24 protein-coding genes and 2 pseudogenes are annotated in these 23828 nt (G+C 71.1%); 11 read left to right on the top strand and 15 right to left on the bottom strand.

What is annotated here, in order from left to right; genetic code table 11:
• Positions 1 to 64 precede the first annotated feature (64 nt).
• From CP983_RS37960 to CP983_RS37935, 6 genes are all read right to left on the bottom strand, one after another.
• Positions 65 to 826, bottom strand: a complete 762-nt coding sequence (locus tag CP983_RS37960; RefSeq protein ID WP_189748847.1) for a sigma-70 family RNA polymerase sigma factor — start codon at positions 824 to 826, stop codon at positions 65 to 67.
• A gap of 195 nt (positions 827 to 1021) precedes the next feature.
• Complete coding sequence (locus CP983_RS37955; RefSeq protein WP_150504694.1) at positions 1022 to 1711, bottom strand: hypothetical protein; 690 nt, start codon at positions 1709 to 1711, stop codon at positions 1022 to 1024.
• A gap of 157 nt (positions 1712 to 1868) precedes the next feature.
• Positions 1869 to 2411 (bottom strand): copper chaperone PCu(A)C, encoded by a 543-nt coding sequence (locus CP983_RS37950; protein ID WP_150504692.1) that lies wholly within the window; start codon positions 2409 to 2411, stop codon positions 1869 to 1871.
• On the bottom strand, positions 2408 to 4774 hold the full coding sequence (locus CP983_RS37945; RefSeq protein ID WP_150504690.1) for a heavy metal translocating P-type ATPase: 2367 nt from the start codon (positions 4772 to 4774) through the stop codon (positions 2408 to 2410). The genes CP983_RS37950 and CP983_RS37945 overlap by 4 nt, the downstream gene beginning before the upstream one ends.
• Entirely contained in the window at positions 4774 to 5040 is a 267-nt protein-coding gene (locus tag CP983_RS37940; RefSeq protein WP_150504688.1) for a hypothetical protein, read from the bottom strand. The genes CP983_RS37945 and CP983_RS37940 overlap by 1 nt, the downstream gene beginning before the upstream one ends.
• Positions 5041 to 5154: 114 nt before the next feature.
• Positions 5155 to 5769, bottom strand: coding sequence for a DUF998 domain-containing protein (locus CP983_RS37935; RefSeq protein ID WP_150504686.1), 615 nt, complete (start codon positions 5767 to 5769; stop codon positions 5155 to 5157).
• Between the two features lie 256 nt (positions 5770 to 6025).
• Here CP983_RS37935 and CP983_RS37930 point away from each other — a divergent pair, with 256 nt between their 5' ends.
• Positions 6026 to 6496 (top strand): hypothetical protein, encoded by a 471-nt coding sequence (locus tag CP983_RS37930; protein WP_150504684.1) that lies wholly within the window; start codon positions 6026 to 6028, stop codon positions 6494 to 6496.
• On the opposite strand, the gene CP983_RS37925 is transcribed toward CP983_RS37930, so the two are convergent.
• The gene (locus tag CP983_RS37925; protein ID WP_150504682.1) at positions 6483 to 6992 is read right to left on the bottom strand and encodes a hypothetical protein; all 510 of its coding nucleotides are present in this window, start codon (positions 6990 to 6992) and stop codon (positions 6483 to 6485) included. The two genes, CP983_RS37930 and CP983_RS37925, sit on opposite strands and share 14 nt — an antisense overlap.
• Positions 6993 to 7084: 92 nt before the next feature.
• Between CP983_RS37925 and CP983_RS37920 the strand changes: the two genes are divergently transcribed.
• Entirely contained in the window at positions 7085 to 7288 is a 204-nt protein-coding gene (locus tag CP983_RS37920; RefSeq protein WP_150504680.1) for a hypothetical protein, read from the top strand.
• A gap of 10 nt (positions 7289 to 7298) precedes the next feature.
• Here CP983_RS37920 and CP983_RS37915 read toward each other — a convergent pair whose 3' ends face one another.
• Positions 7299 to 8522: a PP2C family protein-serine/threonine phosphatase gene (locus CP983_RS37915; RefSeq protein ID WP_229914840.1), complete on the bottom strand. Its 1224-nt coding sequence runs from the start codon at positions 8520 to 8522 to the stop codon at positions 7299 to 7301.
• A gap of 376 nt (positions 8523 to 8898) precedes the next feature.
• On the opposite strand from CP983_RS37915, the gene CP983_RS37910 reads away from it, so the two are divergent.
• The gene (locus tag CP983_RS37910; protein WP_229914841.1) at positions 8899 to 9459 is read left to right on the top strand and encodes a hypothetical protein; all 561 of its coding nucleotides are present in this window, start codon (positions 8899 to 8901) and stop codon (positions 9457 to 9459) included.
• Positions 9460 to 9522: 63 nt separating this feature from the next.
• Here the strand turns inward: CP983_RS37910 and CP983_RS37905 are convergent, their stop codons facing one another.
• Positions 9523 to 10794 carry an ABC transporter substrate-binding protein gene (locus CP983_RS37905; RefSeq protein ID WP_150504676.1) on the bottom strand — a complete coding sequence of 424 codons (1272 nt, stop codon included), beginning with the start codon at positions 10792 to 10794 and terminating at the stop codon, positions 9523 to 9525.
• A gap of 165 nt (positions 10795 to 10959) precedes the next feature.
• On the opposite strand from CP983_RS37905, the gene CP983_RS37900 reads away from it, so the two are divergent.
• Genes CP983_RS37900 through CP983_RS37890 form a run of 3 tightly spaced genes read left to right on the top strand, consistent with a single transcriptional unit; the run spans position 10960 to position 14579 of the window.
• Positions 10960 to 11466, top strand: coding sequence for a PadR family transcriptional regulator (locus tag CP983_RS37900; RefSeq protein WP_107911880.1), 507 nt, complete (start codon positions 10960 to 10962; stop codon positions 11464 to 11466).
• Positions 11463 to 12269 (top strand): ABC transporter ATP-binding protein, encoded by an 807-nt coding sequence (locus CP983_RS37895; protein ID WP_150504674.1) that lies wholly within the window; start codon positions 11463 to 11465, stop codon positions 12267 to 12269. Before CP983_RS37900 ends, CP983_RS37895 begins: the two co-directional genes overlap by 4 nt.
• 3 nt (positions 12270 to 12272) lie before the next feature.
• Entirely contained in the window at positions 12273 to 14579 is a 2307-nt protein-coding gene (locus CP983_RS37890; RefSeq protein ID WP_150504671.1) for an ABC transporter permease, read from the top strand.
• A 13-nt stretch (positions 14580 to 14592) separates the two neighbouring features.
• On the opposite strand, the gene CP983_RS37885 is transcribed toward CP983_RS37890, so the two are convergent.
• The 4 genes from CP983_RS37885 to CP983_RS37870 all read right to left on the bottom strand — a co-directional run bounded on the left by CP983_RS37885 (position 14593) and on the right by CP983_RS37870 (position 18321).
• Positions 14593 to 15219 (bottom strand): helix-turn-helix transcriptional regulator, encoded by a 627-nt coding sequence (locus CP983_RS37885; protein WP_208852844.1) that lies wholly within the window; start codon positions 15217 to 15219, stop codon positions 14593 to 14595.
• A gap of 91 nt (positions 15220 to 15310) precedes the next feature.
• Positions 15311 to 15745: an ATP-binding protein gene (locus CP983_RS37880; protein WP_167537816.1), complete on the bottom strand. Its 435-nt coding sequence runs from the start codon at positions 15743 to 15745 to the stop codon at positions 15311 to 15313.
• A gap of 470 nt (positions 15746 to 16215) precedes the next feature.
• Positions 16216 to 17532: an ABC transporter substrate-binding protein gene (locus tag CP983_RS37875; protein WP_150504667.1), complete on the bottom strand. Its 1317-nt coding sequence runs from the start codon at positions 17530 to 17532 to the stop codon at positions 16216 to 16218.
• 366 nt (positions 17533 to 17898) lie between these two features.
• The gene (locus CP983_RS37870) at positions 17899 to 18321 is read right to left on the bottom strand and encodes a secondary thiamine-phosphate synthase enzyme YjbQ (RefSeq protein WP_107912255.1); all 423 of its coding nucleotides are present in this window, start codon (positions 18319 to 18321) and stop codon (positions 17899 to 17901) included.
• A 124-nt stretch (positions 18322 to 18445) separates the two neighbouring features.
• Here CP983_RS37870 and CP983_RS45295 point away from each other — a divergent pair, with 124 nt between their 5' ends.
• The 5 genes and pseudogenes from CP983_RS45295 to CP983_RS37850 all read left to right on the top strand — a co-directional run bounded on the left by CP983_RS45295 (position 18446) and on the right by CP983_RS37850 (position 20990).
• The gene (locus CP983_RS45295; protein ID WP_353957541.1) at positions 18446 to 18529 is read left to right on the top strand and encodes a putative leader peptide; all 84 of its coding nucleotides are present in this window, start codon (positions 18446 to 18448) and stop codon (positions 18527 to 18529) included.
• 124 nt (positions 18530 to 18653) lie between these two features.
• A pseudogene (locus CP983_RS44875) lies at positions 18654 to 18734 on the top strand (ABC transporter permease); the annotation flags it as partial.
• A complete protein-coding gene (locus CP983_RS37860; protein ID WP_150504665.1) occupies positions 18710 to 19483 on the top strand; it encodes an ABC transporter ATP-binding protein in 774 nt (257 codons plus the stop codon). The pseudogene CP983_RS44875 and the gene CP983_RS37860, both read left to right, overlap by 25 nt.
• Positions 19484 to 19536: 53 nt before the next feature.
• Positions 19537 to 19779 (top strand): annotated as a pseudogene (locus tag CP983_RS44870) (ABC transporter substrate-binding protein); the annotation flags it as partial.
• 125 nt (positions 19780 to 19904) lie between these two features.
• The gene (locus CP983_RS37850) at positions 19905 to 20990 is read left to right on the top strand and encodes an NAD(P)-binding domain-containing protein (RefSeq protein ID WP_189748849.1); all 1086 of its coding nucleotides are present in this window, start codon (positions 19905 to 19907) and stop codon (positions 20988 to 20990) included.
• Between the two features lie 75 nt (positions 20991 to 21065).
• Here CP983_RS37850 and mltG read toward each other — a convergent pair whose 3' ends face one another.
• Together mltG and CP983_RS37840 are read right to left on the bottom strand one after the other, a co-directional pair.
• Positions 21066 to 21920, bottom strand: coding sequence for an endolytic transglycosylase MltG (mltG, locus tag CP983_RS37845; RefSeq protein WP_107911891.1), 855 nt, complete (start codon positions 21918 to 21920; stop codon positions 21066 to 21068).
• A gap of 43 nt (positions 21921 to 21963) precedes the next feature.
• A complete protein-coding gene (locus tag CP983_RS37840; protein ID WP_150504663.1) occupies positions 21964 to 23766 on the bottom strand; it encodes an ABC transporter ATP-binding protein in 1803 nt (600 codons plus the stop codon).
• Positions 23767 to 23828: the final 62 nt, after the last annotated feature.

Raw genomic sequence — 23828 nt, 5'->3', positions numbered from 1 at the left:
ATCCAGTAGTCGGGGCGAACCCGGTGTCGGTTCCCGGCAGTGGGAACCGACACCGGGTTCCGGGTCAGGCCGCGACGACGGCCGGTTCGGCGAGGGCGACGACGGGCGCCGCCCCTGCCGGCGCCGCGACGGGCCCTTCGGTGAGGGCGGGGACGTCGTCCGTGACCGTGGTCTCGGCCGCCGCCAGCTGCTCGACGAGGGTCGCCCGGGCGCGGGCCACGCGCGAGCGGACCGTCCCGACGGGGCAGTCGCTCATCTCGGCGGCCTCCGCGTAGGGCAGGCCCACCATCTGGGTCAGGACGAACGCCTCGCGGCGCTCGTCGGGCAGCGCGTCCAGTAGGTCGAGCAGCGCGATGCCGTCGTCGAAACCGGGCAGCCCGGTCGGCTGGGCGCGTTCCGCCACCAGCGTCCAGTCGTCGGTGTCGCACAGCCGGGGCCGGGCGGCCGCGTACCGGTGGCTGTCGATCACCGCGCGGCGCGCGATGGACAGCAGCCAGGCCCGCGCCGAGGAACGGCCCTCGAACCGGTGCAGGCTGCCGAGCGCCCGCAGGAACGTGTCCTGTGCCAGGTCGTCGGCGGCCTGCGGATCGGCGGACAGGTGCGCCACGTAGCGCACGACGTCGCGGTGCAGCGAGCGGACGAAACGGTCGGTCGCGTCCGCGTCACCGCCGCCGGCGGCCAGCGCCCACGCGGTCGTCGACTCGTCGCGGGAGACCGCGGTGGCGGTGGTCTCCACCGTGTTGCCGGCCTTGATGTCCGCCTTGTCGTCCGCCTTCGTGTGCCTCACGCGGGTCGGGCGTGAGGAGGGCAGAGCGGGAGTGATCACCTGGTTCCTTCTCGGTAGTCCGGACTCCGGCACGGAGGCGGGTACGACGGCGTCACCGCCGGGCGCCTGGGCACGGCGGTGTGCGGCGTACGGGTACACCGCGCCGAATGGGTCCGGGGAAGCAAGGGATTCGGCCGTACGACGGGTACGGCCGGGGCCCGAGGCACGGTCGCGTGCCTCGGGGAACCGGCTGTCTCAGCTGACAGCGATCCCTGTTGGAGGACCCCGAGAGGTGATCGTGTGGACGAGCGGCAGCAGCCGCGGCGCCCGGTCGGAGTGCCCGCGGCGCGGACGCAGACGTGGGCGGTGCGGTGGCGTGGGCAGGATGAGCGAGAGCCGCAGCGGGGCGGCCAGCCAGCCGGCGACGGCCCGCAGGATGCGGAACGCGGCGCGTTCGCCATGCCCGAGCCACAGGCCGCACAGCAGCGCGGCGAGGGTGTGGGCGGCGAACATGCCGAACGAGGATGTGACGCCCATGTCGTGGCCCATGTCCATGTGTTCCATCCCCATGTGCCCCATGGACATGGAGCCCGCGGAACCCATGGAACCGATGGAATTCATGGCGTCCATGGACATGGGATCCATGGAGCCCCCGTGCGTGGACATGGAACCCATGTCGTGCGCGGTGGTGGAGGACTGCGCGAACTCGAATGTCGTGTGCAGTCCGCCCTGTGCGGCGACCACGACGGACACGACCAGGGGGAGCCCCCGTTCGCGGCCCGCGAGGCACCAGCCCGCGCCGCCCGTCAGGACGGCACCGGCGGCCAGCGTCCACCAGGGGACGGCCCAGCCCGACATGAGGACGTGACCGAGGGCGGCGAGCAGCACACAGACGGACGCGAACACCGCGGCCCGTATCGTGCGCACACCCCACCCAGCAGTCATGACGGCCCTCATCCTCGCATCCTGGGCCCACTCGTCACGGGTGGGTACGCACAACACCCCCGTCCCGCACTCAAGCCCAGAAGAGTGATACAGGACACATCGACAGGAGGGAACCGGGCACGCACGCCGGCCGACAGGTGAAGGTGTGGGGCCGCCCTCAGCCGGCCTCGCCGGGGCGGACCACCTTCGCCTGTACCTCGATCCGCCCACCTTGCTCGAAGTGCAGTGTGAACGGCACATATGTGCCCGCCACCCACTCCGGATCGGCCCGCAGTGTGACATCGAGTCCGAACGGGGACATGGTGAGGCTGCCGCCCGCCGGGACGCCGGCCGATTCCACCGTCCGCGCGGACGCCGCGTTGTCACCGGCCATGCGATGCCGGCTGAGCGTCGCCTCGCCGCGGACCGCGGACGACGTCACCTTCAGCAGCCGGTCGTCCGAGCCGCCGGAGTTGGCGATCCGGAAGAACGCCGCGGTGTCCCGGACGTCTCCGTACGGCAGGAAGACCCGCCCGTCGGTGACCGTGATCCGCGCAGGGCTGCCCGCGTTGCCGGCGCCGACCCACGTGGTCAGGCCGCCCAGGGCGACGCCGCACGCGGCGATCGGGGCGAGCGCGGCGAGCAGGCCTTCGGTGATCCGGCGGCGGGTCGGGCGCGAGGCCCGGGGGTCGGTCGGCCGTTCGGCCGTGGACACGGTCATCGGGTACGTCCTCCTGCGACGACGGGCGTTCGGCCGCGTGCTCCGGCTCGGCCTCGTGCTCCGGCTTGCTCACGGCGGCGGCCCGCTGCCGGCTGCCAGGCCCGCAGCCGCAGGCTGTTGCCGACCACCAGCAGGGAACTCGCCGACATGGCCACGGCGGCGACCATGGGGTTGAGCAGGCCGACCATGGCGAGCGGCACGGTGACCAGGTTGTAGCCGAAGGCCCACAGCAGATTGGCGCGGATCGTGCCGAGGGTGCGCCGGGCCAGGCGGACCGCGTCGCCGAGGGCTTCGATGTCACCACGCACCAGGGTGACGTCGGCGGCCCCGATCGCCACGTCCGTGCCGGTACCCATGGCGATACCGAGGTCTGCGCCGGCCAGCGCCGCCGCGTCGTTGACGCCGTCGCCGACGACCGCGACCCGGCGGCCCTCGCCCCGCAGTTGCCGTACGAGGTCGGCCTTGTCCTCGGGTGTGCGGCGCGCGTGCACCTCCTCGATGCCGAGGGCGGCGGCGACGGCGCGGGCCGGGGCCTCGCGGTCGCCGGTGGCGAGCACCGGGTGCACACCGAGACGCCGCAGCCGGTCGACGGCACGGTAGCTGCCGGGCCGTACGACGTCCCCGATCTCGATCAGCGCCTCGGCGACCCCGTCGACGTGCACGACGACGGGCGTATGCGCTGCGGCCTCCGCCACCGGGAGGGCGTCCGCCAGCGCCGCGGGCAACCCCTCGTCCGGCGCGAGCACCTCGACCGGGCGCCCCTCGACGAGGCCGCGCACGCCCCGGCCGGCCTCGGCGCGGAAGTCCCGTACCCCGGGCAGCGCGTCCCCTTCCGGCAGGGCCCTGCGGGCATGGGCGACGACGGCGCGGCCCAGCGGATGTTCCGAGCCCTGCTCCACGGCACCGGCGAGCCGCAGCACGGCGTCCTCGCCGAGCCCACCGGGGACGGCCGTGACGCGGGCGACCGTCATGTGCCCGGAGGTGAGGGTTCCGGTCTTGTCGAGGACGACGGTGTCGATGTGCTGGAGCCCTTCCAGGGCCTGCGGGCCCCGGATCAGGACGCCGAGCTGCGCGCCGCGTCCGGTGGCCGCCATCAGCGCGGTCGGGGTCGCCAGGCCCAGCGCGCAGGGGCACGCGACGACCAGGACGGCCACACACGCGGTGATCGCCGCCTGCGGATCGGCCCCCGCCCCGAGCCAGAATCCGAGCACGGTGACGGCGAGCGCCAGCACTGCGGGCACGAACACCCCGGCCACGGCGTCGGCCAGCCGCTGGGCGCGCGCTTTGCCGGCCTGGGCGTCCGTCACCAGGCGGGTGATCCGCGCCAGTTGGGTGTCCGCGCCCACGGCCGTTGCCCGCACCAGCAGCATCCCGCCCGCGTTGACGGCGCCGCCCACCACCGGTGAGCCGGGCCCGACCTCGACGGGGTCGCTCTCCCCGGTGACGAGTGACAGGTCCACGGCGGAGTTGCCCTCGGACACCTCGCCGTCCGTCGCGACCCGCTCCCCGGGGCGTACGACGAAGGTCTGCCCGACCGTCAACTCCTCGATGGGGACAAGGCGTTCGGTGCCGTCCTCCCGTACTGACACCTCCTTCGAGGCGAGCCGGGCCAGCGAGCGCAGTGCCGCGCCGGTGCCGTGGCGTGCCCGTGCCTCCAGGAACCGGCCGGCCAGCACGAACAGGGGCACGCCGACCGCCGCTTCGAGGTAGACGTGCGCGACTCCGTCCGGGGCGGAGGGCAGCAGGCCGAACGGCATCCGCATCCCCGGCGCGCCCGCGCCGCCGAGGAACAGGGCGTACGCCGACCAGGCGAAGGACGCGACGACACCGAGGGAGACCAGCGTGTCCATCGTCGCCGTCGAGTGGCGCAGCCCGCGCAGGGCCCGCACATGGAAGGGCCAGGCGCTCCAGAGGGCGACCGGGGCGGCCAGTACGAAGCACAGCCACTGCCAGTTGCGGAACTGCCAGGCGGGCACCATCGACAGCACGAGCACCGGCACCGCGAGCAGCGCGGTGACCAGCAGCCGCTCCCGTTCCGACCGGACGCCCTCGGACTCGGACCCGGGCCCGCCCCCGCGCCCCACGTCATCCCCGTCTCCCGGCACGTCCGGGCGCCGGCGGGACTTCGGCGGCTCGGGCAAGGCGGCCGTGTATCCGGCCTGTTCGACGGTCGCCACGAGTTCCTCGGGGCGGACGTGCGGGGGATGGCTCACCCTGGCTCGCCCGGTGGCGAGATTGACGGTCGCCGTCACGCCTTCCAGCTTGGCGAGCTTCTTCTCCACCCGCCGCACACAGGCCGCGCAGGTCATCCCGCCGACGGTCAGGTCCGTGGTGGTCATCGGCGGTGCCGGTTCGGTGGCCATCAGCCGCCGCTCCCGTGCCGCATGTCCGTGCCGCCCATGCTCCCCATGTCTCCCATGTCGCCGGTGTCCTCCTGGCCGGAGCCGCCACTGCCGCTCGTCCCGGGTCCGTGCATGCCGGGCGCCACGGGCCCGGAGGCGGCTCCGACGGCGTACGACGCCGTGAAGATCAGGGCGAGCAGCAGCAGAAACCCGCAGAGGGCGGGCGGCGGCGCGAGTGCGCGCAGCACCGCGCCCGCCCCGCGAGAGGACTGCTGGGGTTGTTTCATCACGGGCCTCCTGATGTGCGTACCGCAACAGGAGTCGGTCCCCGGGGAAGGGGAGTTCCCGGACCTGGTCCGCCAATTCGGGCACCTTGAACGGCTGCCGCTTCGAACTGCGGATCACCTCGAACGGCTGCCACCTGAACGGCCGATGCCGTAGCGGTACCGGAGGCAGGAGGCGACGACCACGAACGGCCACAGCGACTGGATCGAGGTCACCAGGCGTTCGGCGACACCGGCGGCGCCGTCGATGTGCATCTCGAACAGGAACCAGACGGCACTGACGAGCATGAGCAGGGTCGCCGCGAGGGAGGGCACGAGTCTGAGCCCCCAGGGCCCGGTGCCCCGGCGACCGGCGGCCAGCACCGGCCACATGGCGAGGAGGGCGAAGCCGATCCCGGCGACCGCGCCGTGGCGCAGGGACCCTCCGCTGCTCGGCGGCGGGAGCGCGGCCACCACGAACGCGGCCACTCCCCCGGCGCCCAGCGCCACCCGTCCCGGGAGCGCGGCCGCCCGCAGCCCCAGTGCGGTGACCAGATGGCAGAGACCCAGGGCGGCGAGCGCCGTGGTCATCACCCAGAATCCCGCGGCGCCGTAGGCCGCCAGGACGCTGATCGTCTGGGTGACGGGGTCGTAGGCGGGGCCTTCCAGCCGCGCCGCGATCAGCCACCCACCGATGAGTACGACAGGCGCGCAGCCCGACGAAAGCAGCGCCCACCTAGGCACAAGTCGCATCAAGACACCGTAAAACGCCCGAATCGGTTGGCCCGTCAACTACACGCAGACGACCGGTGCGGCGGTCGACACGCCGTCAGGTCACCGTGGGCATGGGGGCGTCGGCGCGGACTCGGCCGAGCCGAACGGCCCTGCGACGGTCGTACGAACCACCTGCAAACGCCAGGCCACGCCACCCCTTCCGGCGCATAGAAATATCCACCAGCATGAAGGGCCCTGAGCGGGACGGCGGAGCCGAGAGTGCGGGGAGTGCGACATGCAGCGCGCCATGGGGAAGCAGGCTGTGGAGTGGCTCGCGGCGGCCGCGGCGGATCCTCGGTCGTGTCTACGGCAGTGGGATCAGGGCGCGGACGCGGTGCTGTTGGAGGCCGGCCGCCTCTGGGACGTGCTGAGCGTCCCCGAACGCCTCGGCCTGGGCGCCCTGGATCTGCTCAGACGCATGCGGCCGAGGTCGTCCGGCCCGGTCCTGATGAACTGCGGGGCGCGCAGAATCGGCTTCTTCATCCCGCCCGCCGGCGCCACCGGGTGGGCCGGGTTCGGAGTCCGCCATGCCGGCCGGGGCTCGTGGGTCGCCGTGCCGCCGCCCTACCATCGCGGCGGCTGGCGGATGGAGTGGGTGCTGCCGCCCGACGGGACCGGCGCCCTGCACGACCCGGACGCCGTACGACTGGCGCTGCGCGAGGCCGGCGGCGCGCTCGCCGTCCCGGTGGGCATCAGCCGCCCATGAGCGGATCGGCCACGCCCACGCGGCCGCCACCGCCGCCGCTCTCCCACACGAACAACGGCCCGGGAAGGCCCCGGGGAACGACGATCGCGGGGACCCGCTCGGGCGGCGGGCTCGGCTGCCCGTCCGCACGAGGGCCCCGCCCGTCCTCGCCGGAGCCGCGCTGCGGCTCGGGGGCGTCGCGCTCCGCCGTCGCGGGGTGGCGCCCCTCCGCCCGCGCGGGCCCGTAGGACGCCGGGCCGGCCCCGATGGCCGGGGTCAGCCCGCTGCACGGGCCGACGGCCCACGAGGTACCGGTCTGTCCATGGCCGGCCGCGGCCACGAGAAGGTCCCACGACATGTCACGGCGCCCGGGAACGGTGCGCCCCTTGGCGCGCCACTCCGCGACCAGCGCCGCGTAGATCGACGGCTGGCCCCGGACGCCGGTGACCGGCACGACGTACGACTTGGGTGCGCCGTCGCCGCCGAGGACGCGCCGCGTCGGATCAGTGCTGTCCATGCCGGAGCAACGCCGAGGCGTACGCCGGTGGTACGCCGGACGCCTCCGCCACCACCCAGTCGAGTGAGGACATGACCCGTATGGAGTCATCCGTGCCCGAAGAGCACCGCCCGCCCTCGAACAGGACAGGAGCCGCCCCCATGGAGCTGGAGGGCAGCGAGGACACCGTCGACTGCCCGTGGTGCGACGCCCTGCTGGAGGCGAGCCTGCCACCCACCGCACCGCCGTCCAAGCCGCCGGTACGCAGACACGACCCGTATGTCTCGGGCACTCAGTACGACGTCGACGACTGGTGAGCGACGGTGCTCAGGTGCCCGGACCGTCGGCGCCCGGGACGCGGTCGTGCAGCTGGGCGGCGAGTACGGCGACGTCGTCCTCGGCGTGCCGGGCGTCGAGCCGGGCGAGCACCGTGTCGATGACGTCCTCGACGCCCGCGGTGGCCGCGAAGGCGACGCCGGCCAGCCGGTCCAGGGAGTCGTCGATGTCCTCTCCCCGGTGCTCGACGAGGCCGTCGGTGAAGAGCACCAGCGTCTGGGTCGGGTCCAGCCGGTAGGTGGCCGGCTCGTAGCCGCCGAGGCCGGTGCCCAGCGGCGGCCCGACCGGCACCGGCAGCAGTGACGTACGGCCCTGCGCGTCGATCACCGCCGGGGGCAGGTGCCCGGCGCTGGCCAGGGTGACCTGGCCCCGGTTGGGGTCGACGCGGGCGATCAGACAGGTGGCCGGCCGGCGGTCGGCCTCGGCGCTGGCGGTGTCGTCGAGCTGGCGCAGCACGCGGTGCGGGGGCAGGTCGGCGGAGGCGATGTAGCGCAGCGAGGAGCGGTAGGCCGTCATGTCCACGGCAGCCTCCAGGCCGTGCCCCATGACGTCGCCGACGACGAGCAGCGTCCGCCCGAAGTGCAGCCGGACGGTCTCGCACCAGTCACCGCCGACCAGGGCGCTCTGCCCGATGGGCAGGTAGCGGGTGGCGACGTCCAGGTTCGGGTGCGGACGGCCGGGCTCGGCGAGCAGGGCGCGCTGGAGGTTGCCGACGACGCCGCTGACCCGCTCGTGCTCGCGGGCGTGCCGGATGTGGGAGGCGGCGCGTTCGGCGAGCAGGCCGAGGAGCTCGGCCTCGGCAGAGGTGAAGGGTGCCCGCTCGCGGGCGCAGACCAGCCCGCCGTAAGGGTGTCCGTCGGTGGCCAGGGGAACGCAGAGCGCGGGTCGGGCCCGGCCGGCGGAGGCGTACGGGACCGCGGACGCGGCCCCCTCCAGGGCGCTCGCCTCCCGCGCCGCGGCCAGGGCCCACGGGACACCGGGCAGCAGCGAAGGGTCGCCTTTGACGGCCTCGTACCGGGCCATGGCCTCGCCGCCGACCCACAGCACGGCAGCCGTGCCGCCGACCTGCCGGACCGCCTCGCGGGTCAGCTCCGCGCAGGTCCTGCCCTCGTCCAGCGTGGTGCCGATCCTGGCCAGGGTGGTGCGCAGCGCGGCGAGCCGGGTGGGCACGGCCAGGTCCCGCTCGGGTACGCCGCCGGACGCGGCGGGCCACAACCTCGGCGGTCTAGGAAACGACTGGAACCAGCGCGCCACACCAAACACCCTAAAACGGTGACAAATATCCACAGGCAACGCACAGACCGCCCGGCCCCCGGCACGTGCCCCGCGGGGTCGCCGCATGGGACGCGAGCACGTACAGCGTACGGGCGGGTGAGCCGGCGGGGGCGGGCGGCGCCGGGCGGTCCCGGCGCGCTCGACCGGCTCCGGCGTACTCCGACGGCATGGGGGCGCACGCCCTGCTACCTGCCTGTTTGGCGCGCGGGCGCTCGCCCCATACGGGGAATTGAGCTCCCGCCGTATGGCCGCGACACCCGCCACCCGGTGCACTAGGGCATCAACCGGGCGTCAGCGCACCACAGGGAGGCTTCTCATGGCACTCACGCAGTGGACGAATTCGATGGAATGGCTGGCCGCGGCGTCGGAGGACCCGGGCGCCTGCAAGCAGGAGTGGCAGAACGGCAGCACCGGGGTCGCGCTGCTGGAGGCCGGACGGTTCTGGGACGTGCTGATCGTGCCGGAGCAGCTGGGGCTGCGGGTCGCCGACCTGCTGGAGGAGCTGCCGCTGCTCGAACCCGGCCCCTGCCTGCTGGACGCCAGGCGCCGCCATGTGGGCTTCCTGCTGCCCCCGGAGCCGCAGACCGTGTGGATCGGCACGGGGGTGCGGCTGCTGGGCGCCGGGACCTGGATCGCCGCTCCCGCCCCGCACTGCCGCTGGGGCGCCCTGCGCTGGCTCGTCCCACCGGACGGCACCGGCACCCTCAACATGCCGGAAGTGCTGGAGGTGGCCCTGCAACGCTGCGCGGGCGAGCTCTCCCGCCTCCAAGGGCGCTGCGCGCCCGCCGCCCATGGCCATACGACTCCGGCCGAGAGGCCGGTCGAGGATACGCAGTTGGTGCGTCAGTGCGCGCCGGGGGAACACGCGCGGCCGTGACGGGTGCCCGGTTCGGCGCCGCGGTCCGGGTGCCTCAAGTGCCGCCGCTCTCCCCTCGCCCGATCAAGGGCGGGCAATGGCCTCGAGTTCCCGATTCAGCCGGGCGATGGCGCTCTCCGGTGTCTCCCGCTGGGCCATGACGTCGTGGACAACGGCCTGAATCACGAGATTCACCTGGTCGTAGCGCGGGGACTTGGGCCGCGGCTTCGCGGCAAGCACGGCCTTGCGCAGGGTGGGCAGATAGGGGTACTGCCGAATGAGCGCCGGGTCACTGTAGAGGTCGGCCCGCACGGGAGGCAGGCCGCCGTCGGCCAGGACCTGCCGTTGGACCCGGTCGCTGGTCAGGTACGCCAGGAGGTCATTCGCCGAGGCACGGTGACGGGAGTTCGCGTTGATCGCGAGATTGGAGCCGCCCAGGATCCCCGCTGCGTGGTCCCGCGTACCGAGCAGTGGCACCACGCCGAACTTGCCGGCGACCTCGGAATCCGCGCCATTGGCCAGTGCGTGTACGTAGGGCCAGTTGCGAAGGAAGAGCAGTCGGCCTTCCTGGAAGGCTTTGCGGGATTCCTCTTCCTTATATGTGAGTGCCTCCTTGGGGATCCAGCCCTCTCGCACTCCGTCGGCAAGGAACTCCAGGGCCCGGCGAGCAGCTGGCGAGTCCACCGTCACCCGCTTTCCTTCGTCGACCAGGATGGAACCGCCTTGGGACTGCACTGCTTCGGCGGCGTTCACGGTCAGGCCTTCGTAGGGCAGGAATTGCCCTGCATATCCGTCCAGCCCGTATTTCGGTGCCAGTGTCTTGGCGAGGCGTTCCAGCTCGGCCCAGGTATGCGGTGGCTTCTCCCCCTCTTTATCCAGGATGTCCTTGCGGTAATAGAACAGACCGGCGTTGGTCACGTACGGCAATGCGTACAGATGCCCGTCGAAGGTCGCGGTGTCCACGACGGGAGGGAGGAAGGTCTTGATGGGGAAGCGGTCGGCATTGAGGGGAGAGATCCAGCCCTCGGCGGCGAATTCCGAGTTCCATGCCACGTCGATGTTGAGGACGTCGTAGCGGTCGCTGCCGGAGCGGAGGCTGGTGGACATCTGCGCCCGGACCTCGTCGGCGGCCTCGGGCAGTTCGACGAGGGTGACTTTCTCCTGGGGGTGGGCCCGGTTCCAACCCTTCAGGACCCCGTCCAGGTATGCGGTCAGGTCCCCGCCGGTGACCAGCGTCATCGGGCCTCTGCCGTCGTTCTGCCGAGATTCCGCCCCGGTGGCCGTGTAGCCGGCGTAACCGGCGCCGATCAGGGCAGCCACCAGTAGCCCCCTGCCCGCGGCACGGGTCCACCGCATGACTCCTCCTGATGCAATGATCAGCAATTGCACCTTACTCGATCTGTCTAACGGTTATGTATTTAGGGGATACTGGACGACGCACAGGAGTACGGAATCATTCAGTGCCCCAGTGGGGCGGGCTGCCCAATAAGACCTTACGTCGGGGAAGGGAGGCGGGCGAGATTGCGTCTGGCTCTGCTGGCCCTCCTGGCCAATGGACCGGCCCACGGCTACCAGCTCAAGCGGGCGCTGGAGGACCTGCTCGGCGCGGCATATCCACAGCCGAATATCGGGCAGATCTATGTGACCTTGGGCAGGCTGGAGAAGTCAGGTCTCATCGAGGGTGAGGACGTCGCTCAGGAGACCCGTCCGAACAAACGGACCTACCAGCTGACTCCGGCAGGGCGTGAGGCGGTGGTCGCGTGGTTCGAGGAGCCCACCGACGAACCCCGGGTGCGGGGTGATTTCTTCATGAAGATTGCCTTGGCCCCGGAATCAGGCGTGGTCGATCAGATCGCGTTGATCAACAAGCAGCGCCGCCACTTCCTGAACGCCATGCGTGATCTGTCGAAGCTGGCTGCGGCCGAGGACCAGGAGAACCGGGTGGCGCAGCTGCTGATCGACGGCGCCGTGCTGCACCTTCAGGCGGACCTCGACTGGTTGGAGCGTTGTCAGGAGGAGCTGGAATGAAGCGCCAGTCGCCTTCCGGGTCCGGCGGGACCGACTCTGCCGCCGACAGGAAGCAAGCCACTGAAACCGAGCCGCTCCTGCGCGCCGAGAACCTGGTCAAGACCCACCAGGGTGTGGGGACCGCCGTCAAGGCCGTGCGCGGAGTGGACCTGAGTGTCGGGCGCGGTGAGTTCGTGGCCATCACCGGCCCTTCCGGTGCCGGTAAATCCACGCTGCTCCATCTCCTCGGCGGTCTCGACCGTCCCGACGAGGGCCGGATCTGGATCGAGGGGCGGCGGACCGACACCTACAGCGAGGCCCGCTGGGCCCTGCTGCGCCGCCGTAGCATCGGGATCGTCTTCCAGTTCTTCAATCTCGTTTCCCAATTGACCGTGGCCGACAACGTCGAGCTGCCGGCGCTGCTGGCCGGGTACAGGCCTTCGCAGGCTCGGAAGGCACGCGCGGAGCTGCTGTCCGACCTCGGCCTCGAAGGCAAGGAGAACAGCACTCCTGGTGAGCTGTCCGGTGGTGAACAACAACGCGTCGCCCTCGCTCGCGCCCTGGTCAACCATCCGGCTCTGCTGCTCGCCGACGAACCGGGCGGCAGCCTCGACAGCAAGGGCACCCGGGAGGTGCTACGGCTCCTCTCCCGCTTCCACGGGCGGGGTCAGACCATCGTGCTCGTCTCCCACGACGCCCGGATGGCGAGCGCCGCCGACCGGGTCATCAGCCTCTTCGACGGCCGGATCACCGACGACGCCACGCTGAGCCGTGAGGGACCGCGGCCCGGTGGAGTCTCCGGCACGCTGGACATCGGGGGCTGATCGATGCGCGCCATGGTGCGCTGGGTACGGGCCGATCTCCGCGGGCACCGCGGAGAGGCCTTCTTCCTGCTGCTGGCGACCGCCGGGATCATCGTCTCCCTGCTGCTCGCCGGGGCCCTTCTCAGTTACGCGGCCAACCCGTGGCAGCGGATCTTCACCCAGTCCTCCGGCGCTCACGTATGGATTCAGACCAAGGCCGGCGCCGACGCCGGGGTCCTCGGCCGGCTCGACGGGGTGCAGGCCGTGTCGGGGCCGTTCCTCACCGCACCCGCGACCGCCGGTGTGGCCGGGAGCACGGCAGCGGTACAGGTGCGAGCCGTCGGCGCCGAGCCACCGGGGGTGGCCCGGCCGCTGGTCACGGCCGGCCACTGGCTGCCTCCCGGCGCTGTGGACGAGGCCGTGCTGGAGAGTTCGTTGGCTCGCACCCTCTGGGTCGAGCCCGGGGACGAGGTGAGCGTGCGCGTCAAGGACGAAGCCGCACACTCACTGCGTATCGCCGGTGTCGCCGACATCGCCGAGCCGCAGTACGAGCCGGGCGAGGTGCCCGGAGTGGTGTGGGTGTCCTCGACCACGTTTCGCCTGATGGCACCGAACGCTCCGCACGAGCAGGTCATCGGGCTACGGCTCACGGATCCCCAGGACACCGACTACGTGATCCAGCGCGCCGTCACGGAGCTCGGCTCCGACCAGATCTCCGGCATCTCCACCTGGCAGGACGCGCGGGCCAAGGCGCAGGGGGGCGACCGGCTCCTCGGACTGCTGCTGGGCGTTTTCGGCGTGGGCGCACTGCTGGCGGCAGCGCTTGCCGGGGCGGGCGCGGTCGGCACCAGAATCCTCAGCTCGCTCCGGGACATCTCCGTGCTGAAGGCGGTCGGTTTCACTCCGGCGCAGGTGATCCGGATGTTTCTGGTCGAGTACCTGGCTCTGGCCGTGCTGGGCATCGTCGCCGGTGCGCTGCTGACCGAATTCCTCGGAGATCGTCTGCCCGGCCGTGCCGGGGAGGCCGTGCAGCTGTGGCAGGCGCTCCCCGGGCATGTCTGGGTGCCCACCGGTGTCGTCGCCGGGGCCATCGTCCTGATCACCGCGACGATCGCGTCGGCGGCCTGGCGGGCGGGCCGCGTACCGCCGGTTCCGGTGGCCCGGGCCGCGGTCCCCTCCAGTCGGCGGATGTCCGGGACCGTACGGCGCGCGCTCGGCCTTCACCTGCCGCCCGCCCTTGTGCTCGGCTGGCGCGGCGCCTTCCAGTTCCCCCTTCGCGCATGTGCGGCGGTGGGGCGTCTGGCCGTCCCCCTCTTGCTCATCACGATCGCGCTCGGCACCTGGACGACGCTCGACCGGTTCGAGAACGACCCCCAGGACGTCGGGATCGTCGCCGCGCTGACGGCCCGCGGCGACGGTATCGACGACACATCGCTACGGCGTCTGCTCACCGCGGATCCTGCGGTGGCAGGCGTCTATCCGGGCGCCGACGTCGCGGCGCTGGTACCGGGGCAGACCGGCACGATCACACTTCGGGGCCTGGGCACCACGGGTGCTCCCTACCCGTTCGCCGTGGCCGAGGGCCGGGCGCCCGACGGCCCGGACGAGGCCATCGCCGGGCAGGGGCTGCTCGACCTCCTCGGTGCGAAGGTCGGGGACTGGGTCCGTATGACTGTCGGGGGCAGCCCTCAGGTCCTGCACATCGTCGGTCGCGGCATCGAGCCCGAGGACAGTGGACGGGTCATCTCCACCTCCCTGAACACGTTGCAGGAAGATGCTCCCGCACTCCGGCCGGACTTCTACGCCCTCGTCCTCGAGCCGGGCGCCGACCCCTCGGCCGTCAGGGACCGGATCGGGGAGGACGCGGGCGGACGGTTGGACATCCGCGAGAGCGCGAACCCGGTCGGCGAGCTCACTTCCGTGCAGCCGGTGATCGCCGGCCTGGTCGCGGTGCTGGCGCTGATCGGCCTCGCGGAGCTGTCGACGACCATCGCCGCCGGGGTGCGGGACCGTCGCCGTGACCTCCTGGCGCTCAAGGCCATCGGGCTGACGCCGCGGCAGATCGTCTCGATCATCGTGGCCGGTACCGGCTTTATCGCCTTGGCTGCCGCGGTGGTCGGCACATGCCTGGGAGTGCTGGCTTCCCAGTGGCTCATCAATCTGCAAGGGGCTTCCAGCGGCATCGGCTCGGGCATCGCTCAGCCACCGCCGGTCATCACGCTGGTGGTCCTGGCAGCGGCCGCGGTGATCGGTGCGGTCGCCGTGTCGGTCCTGCCCGCGGTGCGCGCTGTCCGTCACCGTCTCGCGGACACCCTCAGTGACACAATGTGACCCGTTTCCCAGGTCATATAAGGCCCTCGCGCAGTGCATACGCCACGGCCTGGGAGCGGTTCTTCAGCCGGTAGCGGCTTGTGATGTCGTGCAGCGCGCTCTTGACGGTGCGCTCGGAGTAGCTGAGCCGGCGTGCGATTTCGCGTGTGTCGTAGCCCTCGGAGACCAGTTGCAGGACACGCATCTCCCGTTCCGACAGACCTGTCGGCTGTTCCCGGACCGCCGAAGGGGCCTTTCGTTGCACCCGGCCCGCATGCGCGAGAAGCCGGCCCGGCAGAGCCGCGGGGAGGGAGCCTTGCCCTGCTGTCGCACCGACGATCAGCTGAACCAGCCGGCACGCGGTGGCCTCGGCGCGCGGGAGGACCGCGCACACTCCCATTGCCGCCACCTCCAGCAGCCGTTCCTCGGCCAGTCCGTCGGTGACGAGCACCATACGAGAGCACCCGCGGCTGCTCACCGCCCGCAGAGCACGCACCGTGGCGTCCGAGAAAGCTTCGACCGCGGCCACGGCCACCGTGCATGCGGTGATGTTGTCCTTGCCGACGAGAGTCACCTCCGGCCGGCTTTTGAGTGCCGCTTCCAAACCCGCTGCCGTGAGGGGGTCTTCGGCACGGACGAACACCGGTATCGGCGTGGTCACAGACGCACCTGCTTCTCTTGTTCTTCACCAGAGCTCGGCCACACGCGGGGCAACGACGCCGATGCCGACGAAAACGCCGCACTTCTTGGCGCTACGCAGCCGGAGGGACGCTCTCAGTCGCGGCTGCCCTGCAGACTCGGAGGCCGACCCGGCTTCGCCAGCAGTCCGGCTCGGCACAGATATCCATCCACTCCGACAGATGGTCGACGATGTCGAGTCCGCGGCCTCGCTCTTCGTCAAGGTCGTCGCAGCGAGGGCGGGACACCCGTGCGGCAGGACCGGTGTCGACCACATCGATACACAGCTGCTCGGCCGACAGACTCACATTCACCGTCATCTCGGCGCCGCCGTGCTGAGCCGCGTTACCGGCCAGCTCGCTGACGATCAGGCCTGCGGCATCCCGGTCCTGCTCGACAACTCCCCAGCTGGCCAGGAGGGCGAGGACGAAATGCCGGACGGTGCGGACTCGGCACGCCTCCGCCGGCAGGGCCATCATCGCCCGTCGGCAGGTGTCCGGCTCGTGCACGTCGGCAACCGCAAGGGATGGTGCCGCCGTGCGGCTCGGCAACGGACGGAACCTGCGTGGTGCGGCGACACCGGCTTGTGTGGGATTCATGTCATGCCTCGCTGACCTCTTCAGCCACCGGACGGGTATGCCATGCGCCTGTGACAGCGCGCGCTGCTCGGCGATACCGGGCACAAGTTGCTGGAAGGGCTCCCCTCGCCGGGCCCCGAGGGGCCGGCGGTCTCAGTCTCGTGCGGGAGCTTCATGCATACATGTTATGTATCACGCAGTCGTACGGTCAATGCGTCTGCGCAGTAAAACTCACAGATAACCTGCGTCAATGCACGGAAGGATCATCGCCGGGCGAGGTCAACATGTAGGTAAGGTGCCGCCCGGCCCGGCCGAGGTGGGATGTGCGCCGGCGTTCTGCCTGCCGGCGACACCCGCAGCCACGGCCAGACCGATCACGGAGAAGCCGTACGGGACCGGATTCAGTCCCGGTATGCCTTGGCTGCCGCTTCCTCCAGCTCCGCGGCGGCGCTCTCGGGGTCGGAAGGGTCACGCAGGAAGCTCTGCAGAATCCGCCACTGGCTGGCGCCGTTGGTACCGCCGAAGGATGCCGGGGCCTGGTCGGACATGTCGAAGCGCACCCGGTCCTCAGCGTCGACCAGCGACTCGGCCATGGCGCGAGTGGCGAGGTTGTCATAGGTGTGGATGTCAAGCTGTTTGTTAGGCGAAAGAAAACCACCCAGCTTCGCCCACACAGCGGCCGCCTCCGCGGTGGCAAGATATTCGACCAGCTTCATCCCGGCGGCCGAGTTCTTGCCGCCTTTCAGGACGACCGCGGCGTCACCACCACTGATGACGGGGAAGATTCCGCCCTCTCTGGCCGGGAAGGAGAAGAAGCGGACGTCCTGGCCGATCTCCTTACCGAACCGGTCCTTGGCGATCCCGGCGACGAAATCACCCTCGAAGACCATGCCGGCTTCCGGCTCCGTTCCGAAGACCTTCTCCACCGAGCCGGGAAAGTCGGTGTTGAGGGCACCTTCCCGGCCTCCCGCGATGAGGTGGTCTTCCTTGAAGAGCTTGCCGAGGGAAGTGAGTGCCTCGACGACCGATGCGTCGGTCCATTTCAGCTCGTGGGCTGCCAGGGCGTCGTATTTCTGAGGTCCTGCTTGCGACAGGTAGACGTTTTCGAACCAGTCCGTGAGGGTCCAGCCGTCCCGCCCGGCAATGGCGAACGCGGCGAGTCCCGAGTCGGAGATGGCCTGGCCGGCGGACAGCATTTCTGCAAATGTCGCGGGCCGCCCGACATTCGCATCGACGAAAACGCGCGGGTTGTACCAGACGGCCGATTTATGGGCCACCTTGTAGTACACGCCGTACAGGGTGCCGTTCACGCTGCCGTACTCTCTCCACACGTCGGCGTAGTTGGCGTCCACCGCCTCCCGCGCCGGGACCGAAAGCGGCTCCAGCCATCCGTTGCGTTCGAACTGCCCGAGCACGCCCAGCTGTGGGAGTAGGGCCACGTCCGGTGCGTCCCCGTCCTCGATCATGCCGCCCACGGCAGTGGACACGTTGTTCCCCGTGGACACGAAGGTCACCTTCGCCCCGGTCTTGTCGCTGAAGGCGTCGAGTACCTTCTGGAAGTTCTTCTGCTCACTTCCGGTCCATGCGCCGGCCACGGTGATACGCGCACCGCTCAGCTCTTTGTTCCCACCGTCTCCCTCGGCGAGTCCGGAGCATGCAACGCCGGAAACCAAAATGAGTGCGATACAGCTCGCGAGCAGGGGGTCTTGTCGACGCATTGTTGTTGATTTCCTTCTCGGGAACGGCGCAGTGGCGCTCTCGCCGGGTGAGGTGGTGCTGCCGAGGCATGCGAAGTCTCGGATATCGGCCAGAGGAATGCACGAATGCTAGGGAGGGCTTCCCAAGGTCTCAACGAGCGCGCGCAAAGCGTGCACCTTCGGGCAGAGGGGCGCCTGCTGCCGGACGGCTGCCACGCGAGCGCCGCATCGCCGGCGTCCTCAGCGGCCGGTCACGGCGCCTGCGGGCGAGCGGGCCAGCGGTTCGGCGCTGGATGGCCCGCAGTACTGATCCGTACCGCGCACGACTTCTCCGTTTCGAACACGCAAGGTACGGAGAATCAGCGGCCACACCCAGGACGTTCTTGCTCAGCCCAGGAAGCTCAGTCGGACCTGGCGGTGGGCGTTGTCCTTGTTGGTGTCCACGAGGCACACCGACTGCCAGGTTCCGAGCTCCAGGCGTCCGTCCACGACAGGCAACGTCGCGTGCGGCGGGACGAGGGCCGGGAGGACGTGGTCGCGGCCGTGGCCGGGGCTGCCGTGGCGGTGCTGCCAGCGGTCGTCGGCGGGCAGGAGGGCGTGCAGGGCGGCCAGGAGGTCGTCGTCGCTGCCCGCGCCCGTCTCGATGATCGCGATACCGGCGGTCGCATGCGGCACAAAGACGTTCAGCAGACCGTCGCGGCCCGCCGCCGCCTCCCGCAGGAAGGCCTCGCAGTCGCGGGTGAGATCCACGACCCGCTCCGAGGAGCCGGAGGCGACGTTCAGAACTCGGGTGGTGAAGGCGTCTGACATGCCCTCCATCCTGGCCCATGCGGCGAACTCCACACGTCAGGAGCGGGGGCGGATGGCGATACGCGAGGTCCACTTCACGAGACACCGTTGACCATGACCACGCCATCTGGCTACTTTCGGCGGCATGTTGCGTTCGGCCCTGCTCACCACGCGCGGTCACATCGACCTGCTGCGGGTGGCCTCCGCCGCGTGTCACCGCGGCTGCTGACGCCCTTCTTCCTCCCCACCTCCTCCGCATCCGCGGCACCGCCCTGCGCTCGCCCCTGACCTCCGGGCGGGACACGGCGGCGCCGGGGCGCCCCTCACCGGTCGCCGACCACCCTGATCGTGACGCCTTCCTCGGCCTGCTCGCCGACTTCATCGTCCGCTCCCTCGAAAGGCTGCTGCAATGGCGACCCACGTTCACCGGCCGGTGGGCCCCGAGGCCACGGAGGCCGGCCGTCCCGTGGCGGTTCCGCAGGCCGTGCACGTGTCGGGTCTGACCCGCTCCTTCGACGGGCGCGCGGTCATCGACCGGCTCCAACTCGACGTCCAGCCGGGCGAGTTCGTTGCCCTGCTCGGCCGCAGTGGCTGCGGCAAGTCCACCCTGCTGCGGATCCTCGCCGGTCTCGACCGTGACATCGAGGGCACCGTACTGGTGCCGCGCCGCAAGGCCGTCGCCTTCCAGGCGCCGCGGCTGACGCCGTGGAAGAAGGTGTGGCGCAACGTGCTGCTCGGACTGCCGGGCAAGCCGGGCCGCGCGGTCGCCGAGCGGGCGCTTCAGGAGGTCGGCCTGGACCACCGTACGGACGCCTGGCCCAAGAGGCTCTCCGGCGGTGAGGCGCAACGGGCTTCGCTGGCACGGGCGTTGGTCCGCGAGCCGGATCTGCTGCTGCTCGACGAGCCGTTCGGCGAGCTCGACGCGCTCACCCGTAGCAAGGCCCAGCGCCTGGTCGGCGAGTTGTGGCAGCGGCGCGGCTGCGCGGTCCTGCTCATCACGCACGACGTCGAGGAGGCCGTGCTGCTCGCCGACCGCGTCCTCGTGATGGACGAAGGGGTGATCGCGCACGAGCAGCACATCGACCTCGCCCGTCCCCGCGACATCGCCGACCCCCGCTTCGCCGAACTGCGCGCCGGGCTCCTCGAACGCCTCGGCGTCGACACCGCCGCCGAAGCCGCCTGATCACCCTTCCCGGAACGGAACCACCATGCGCCGACGCCTCGCCCTCGCCGCGCTCCTCCCCCTCACGCTTCTGCTCACCGCCTGCGGCGGGAAGCACGGCGGTCGCCGCCTTCAAGGGCACGTCCAGGGGCGACGCGATCCTCGTGCCGAACGACTCGAAGCCGACCGGACCGAAGCAGCTCAAGGTCGACGCGTGGGCGGTGTGGGACCCGTACACCTCGCAGGTGCTGCTGTCGAAGCAGGGCCGGGTCCTGACGACCGGTGACGGGATCACCAACGGGCTGACCTTCCAGGTGGAACAAGGTGGAATTCGGCGGCTTCGTGGACCCGCGCCACAACGGCGACCTGCCGCCGTCGACCACGCAGGCCCGCGGGTAGTCCCGGGGGGAAGATCCGCGCCCCCGACGCGGTTGGTAGAAGCGTGAACAACATCGAGGCGGTCGAAACGGTCGGCGTGGTCGTCATAGGCGCTGGTCAGGCGGGTCTGTCCAGCGCCTACCACCTGCGGCGCACCGGTTTCGAGCCGGGCCGTGACTTCGTCGTCCTCGACCACTCCCCCGGTCCGGGCGGCGCCTGGCAGTTCCGGTGGGCGTCCCTGACGTACGGCAAGGTGCACGGGATGCACTCGCTGCCCGGCATGGAACTGACCGACGCCGATCCCGCGCGGCCGTCCTCCGAGGTCATCGCGGAGTACTTCGACGCCTACGAGCGGACCTTCGACCTGCGGGTGCGGCGCCCCGTCGACGTGCGTGCCGTGCGCGAGGGCCCGGACGGGCGGCTGCTCGTCGAGACCTCGGCGGGAACCTGGGCCACGCGGGCCCTGATCAACGCGACCGGCACCTGGGACCGGCCGTTCGTGCCGCGCTACCCCGGCCAGGAGATGTTCCGGGGGCGGCAGCTGCACACCGCGCAGTACCCGGGGCCGCAGGCGTTCGCGGGCCGGCGGGTCGTGGTCGTGGGCGGCGGGGCCTCCGGCACCCAGCATCTGCTGGAGATCGCGCCCCACGCGGCGGCCACGACGTGGGTCACCCGGCGTCCGCCGGTGTTCCGCGAGGGCCCCTTCACCGAGGACATCGGCCGCGCGGCGGTCGCGCTCGTGGAGGAGCGGGTCCGGCAGGGCCTGCCGCCGAAGAGCGTGGTCTCGGTCACGGGGCTGCCGCTGAACGACGCCGTCCGGCAGGGGCTGGCGGACGGGGTCCTGGACCGCCGTCCCATGTTCGAGCGGATCACACCGGACGGGGTGGAGTGGAGCGACGGGCAGCGCGTGGAGGCCGACGTCATCCTGTGGGCGACCGGCTTCCGCGCCGTCATCGACCATCTCGCCCCGCTGCACCTTCGCGAGCCGGGCGGCGGCATCCGGGTGGAGGGGACGCGCGCGGTCGCCGACCCACGTGTCCATCTGGTCGGCTACGGCCCGTCCGCCAGCACGATCGGCGCCAACAGGGCCGGCCGTGCGGCCGTACGGGACATCAGGCGGCTGCTGGCCGAGGAGCCGGTGGCCGCGTGAGGCGCGGGCGCGGGGTCAGGCGGACCGCGGGGCGGTGAGGCGGCCGGGCCGGTGTCCGCGTGATGTCCCGCCGGCTCACCCCGTCGGCTTCGGGCTTGCCTTCTTCTGCCGGGCGTTGAACTCGGCGACGTTGCGCTGGTGTTCCGTGTAGTCGGCCGTGAAGCGGGTGTCGCCCGCCTTGACCGTGACGAAGTACAGCCAGTCGCCGGCTGCCGGACTGATCGCGGCGTGCATCGCCTCGTCGCCCGGGCTGCCGATCGGCGTGGGCGGCAGGCCCATGCGCTGGTACGAGTTGTAGGGGCTCTCGATCCGGGTGTCCGCCTCGGTCGTCCTGAGCGTGGAGCGCTTCAGGGCGTAGTTGACGGTGGAGTCCATCTGGAGCGGCATGCCGCGTTCGAGCCGGTTGAAGATGACCCGGGCCACCTTGGCCATGTCGGCCTTGGTGGCGGCCTCGGCCTGGACGATGCTCGCGATCGTGACCGCCTGATAGACGTTCATGGCGTTGCGCTGCGCGCCGGCGGCGATGGGGGCGCCGCTGAACTTCTGGTTGGCGGTGTCGACCATGGCCGACAGCAGCGAATCCGGCGTCGCCCTCTTCCCGTTCTTCTCCAGCGGGTACGTCGCCGGGAACAGGTAGCCCTCGGGGTTGCCGTCGGCGTCGTTCGGCAGCTTCAGGTCGAGCTTGTCGAGGGACTTCTTCGTGGTGCCGGACGGCAGGGCGAGGGCCTTGTCGACGGCCGTGTAGACCTGGCCGGCGCGCCAGCCCTCCGGGATCACCAGCGAGGTGGGTCGGGCCGCCTCCTCCTCGCCCATGACCAACAGCGGCACCGCCACGGCGGTGCCGGCCACGACGGCGCCGGCGGCGATGAGAGCCATACGTCCCCGGCGCGTCAGTCGAATCGTGCTCCGTGGCGGAGTGTTCAAGTACATGCGGGCACGGTATCCCGCACATGGTCACAAACCCGGCATAACGTCACCCTGTGGGCTCCAGTTGGGCGTCCCGCCTGACCAGCGCCGCATAGCGCCCGTCCCGCTCCAGCAGCTCCTCGTGCGTACCCCGCTCCGCCACCTGCCCCGCGTCGAGGACCACGATCTGGTCGGCGCCCCGGATGGTGGACAGCCGGTGCGCGATGGTGACCGTGGTGCGGTTGGCGGACAGGGCGTCGATGGCGTCCTGGACGGCGTGTTCGGTGCGCGTGTCCAGAGCGCTGGTCGCCTCGTCGAGGATGAGCACCGGCGGGTCGCGCAGGATGGTGCGGGCGATGGCCAGGCGCTGCTTCTCACCGCCGGAGAAGCGGTGGCCGCGCTCGCCGACGACGGTGTCGTAGCCGTCGGGCAGGGACGCGATGTGGTCATGGATCTGGGCCGCCTTCGCCGCCGCGTGCAGCTCCTCGTCGGTGGCGTCGGGCTTGGCGAAGCGCAGGTTGTCGGCGACCGTGGCGTGGAAGAGGTACGTCTCCTGCGAGACGACGCCGACCGCGCGGGCCAGGGTGTCGAAGTCGAGGTCGCGCACGTCCACGCCGTCGAGGGTGACCCGGCCGCCCGTCACGTCGTACAGCCGCGGCACGAGATGGCCGAGGGTCGACTTCCCGGCGCCGGTCGGGCCGACGACCGCGAGGCTGCCGCCCGCCGGGACGGTGACGTCGATGCCGTCGAGGATCGGGCCGCTCTTGCCGTCGTAGCCGAACTCGACGTTCTCGAAGCGGACCTCGCCCTTGACGCGGTCGAGGTGGACGGGCTCCTCGCGCTCGGTGATGTCGATGGGCAGGTCGAGGTACTCGAAGATGCGCTGGAAGAGCGCGAGCGAGGTCTGGATCTGGACGCCGGTGGACAGCAGGCTGACCGCCGGGCGGAACAGGCCCTGCTGGAGCGAGACGAAGGCGACGATCGTGCCGATGGAGACCTGCGGGCCGCCGACCTGGAGGACCACGCCGGCGGTCCAGTAGATGAAGGCGGGCATGGCGGCCATGACCATGGTGATGACGGCCATGCGCCAGCGGCCGGCCATGTTCGACCGCACCTCGAGGTCGACGAGCTGCTCGGACTCGTCGGCGAAGGCCTTGGTCAGCGAGTCGGAGCGGCCCATGGTGCGGCCGAGCAGGATGCCGCTGACGGAGAGCGACTCGGTGACGGTGGCGGCCATCGCGGCCATCTGCTTCTGGCGCTGGGTGGTGATCTTCTTGCGTTCGTTGCCGACGCGACGACTGATCCAGACGAAGACCGGCAGCAGGAGCAGCGAGACGACGGTCAGTCGCCAGTCCAGGGCGATCATCGCGACGATCGTGGCGACCACGCTGGTCACGTTGGAGACCAGGGACGTCGCGGTGGAGGTGACGGTCGCCTGCATGCCGCCGATGTCGTTGGCGATGCGGGACTGGACCTCGCCGGTGCGGGTGCGGGTGAAGAAGGCGAGCGACATGCGCTGGAGGCGGCCGTAGACCGCGGTGCGCAGGTCGTGCATGACGCGCTGGCCGACGGTCGTCGAGATCAGCGTCTGGAGCACACCGAAGACGCTGGTCAGGACGGCGCTCAGGATCATGCCGAGCGCGAGCAGGCTGAGCAGGCCGGTGCGGCCCTCGGGGATGGCGACGTCGAGGATCGCCTTGAGCAGGAACGGCGTGGCGACGCCGACCAGCGACGAGGCGCCGACGAGCAGACCCACGACCGCGAGGCGGCCGCGGTAGGGACGGAAGAGTCTGAGGATGCGACGCACCTGCCGCGGCTGTTCCTGCTGCGCGGCGGATGGCGTCCAGGCGGTTTCGTGGTCGGGATGCATGGGCTCCTACGGAGGTGTGGCGATGCGGACGGACGGCCCCCAGGGCCGCTGACGGAGCTTAG

It is taken from the genome of Streptomyces chartreusis (genome assembly GCF_008704715.1).
Lineage (GTDB): Bacteria > Actinomycetota > Actinomycetes > Streptomycetales > Streptomycetaceae > Streptomyces > Streptomyces chartreusis.
This window is presented reverse-complemented; position numbering and strand designations above follow the sequence as displayed.

Excerpts from the sequence above, each read along its gene's own strand:
- CP983_RS37955 (WP_150504694.1), bottom strand. The coding sequence starts at position 1,711 with ATGACTGCTGGGTGGGGTGTGCGCACGATACGGGCCGCGGTGTTCGCG.
- CP983_RS37950 (WP_150504692.1), bottom strand. The coding sequence starts at position 2,411 with ATGACCGTGTCCACGGCCGAACGGCCGACCGACCCCCGGGCCTCGCGC.
- CP983_RS37945 (WP_150504690.1), bottom strand. The coding sequence starts at position 4,774 with ATGGCCACCGAACCGGCACCGCCGATGACCACCACGGACCTGACCGTC.
- CP983_RS37940 (WP_150504688.1), bottom strand. The coding sequence starts at position 5,040 with ATGAAACAACCCCAGCAGTCCTCTCGCGGGGCGGGCGCGGTGCTGCGC.
- CP983_RS37935 (WP_150504686.1), bottom strand. The coding sequence starts at position 5,769 with ATGCGACTTGTGCCTAGGTGGGCGCTGCTTTCGTCGGGCTGCGCGCCT.
- CP983_RS37930 (WP_150504684.1), top strand. The coding sequence starts at position 6,026 with ATGCAGCGCGCCATGGGGAAGCAGGCTGTGGAGTGGCTCGCGGCGGCC.
- CP983_RS37925 (WP_150504682.1), bottom strand. The coding sequence starts at position 6,992 with ATGGACAGCACTGATCCGACGCGGCGCGTCCTCGGCGGCGACGGCGCA.
- CP983_RS37910 (WP_229914841.1), top strand. The coding sequence starts at position 8,899 with ATGGCACTCACGCAGTGGACGAATTCGATGGAATGGCTGGCCGCGGCG.
- CP983_RS37905 (WP_150504676.1), bottom strand. The coding sequence starts at position 10,794 with ATGCGGTGGACCCGTGCCGCGGGCAGGGGGCTACTGGTGGCTGCCCTG.
- CP983_RS37895 (WP_150504674.1), top strand. The coding sequence starts at position 11,463 with ATGAAGCGCCAGTCGCCTTCCGGGTCCGGCGGGACCGACTCTGCCGCC.
- CP983_RS37890 (WP_150504671.1), top strand. The coding sequence starts at position 12,273 with ATGCGCGCCATGGTGCGCTGGGTACGGGCCGATCTCCGCGGGCACCGC.
- CP983_RS37875 (WP_150504667.1), bottom strand. The coding sequence starts at position 17,532 with ATGCGTCGACAAGACCCCCTGCTCGCGAGCTGTATCGCACTCATTTTG.
- CP983_RS37870 (WP_107912255.1), bottom strand. The coding sequence starts at position 18,321 with ATGTCAGACGCCTTCACCACCCGAGTTCTGAACGTCGCCTCCGGCTCC.
- CP983_RS45295 (WP_353957541.1), top strand. The coding sequence starts at position 18,446 with ATGTTGCGTTCGGCCCTGCTCACCACGCGCGGTCACATCGACCTGCTG.
- CP983_RS37860 (WP_150504665.1), top strand. The coding sequence starts at position 18,710 with ATGGCGACCCACGTTCACCGGCCGGTGGGCCCCGAGGCCACGGAGGCC.
- mltG (WP_107911891.1), bottom strand. The coding sequence starts at position 21,920 with ATGTACTTGAACACTCCGCCACGGAGCACGATTCGACTGACGCGCCGG.
- CP983_RS37840 (WP_150504663.1), bottom strand. The coding sequence starts at position 23,766 with ATGCATCCCGACCACGAAACCGCCTGGACGCCATCCGCCGCGCAGCAG.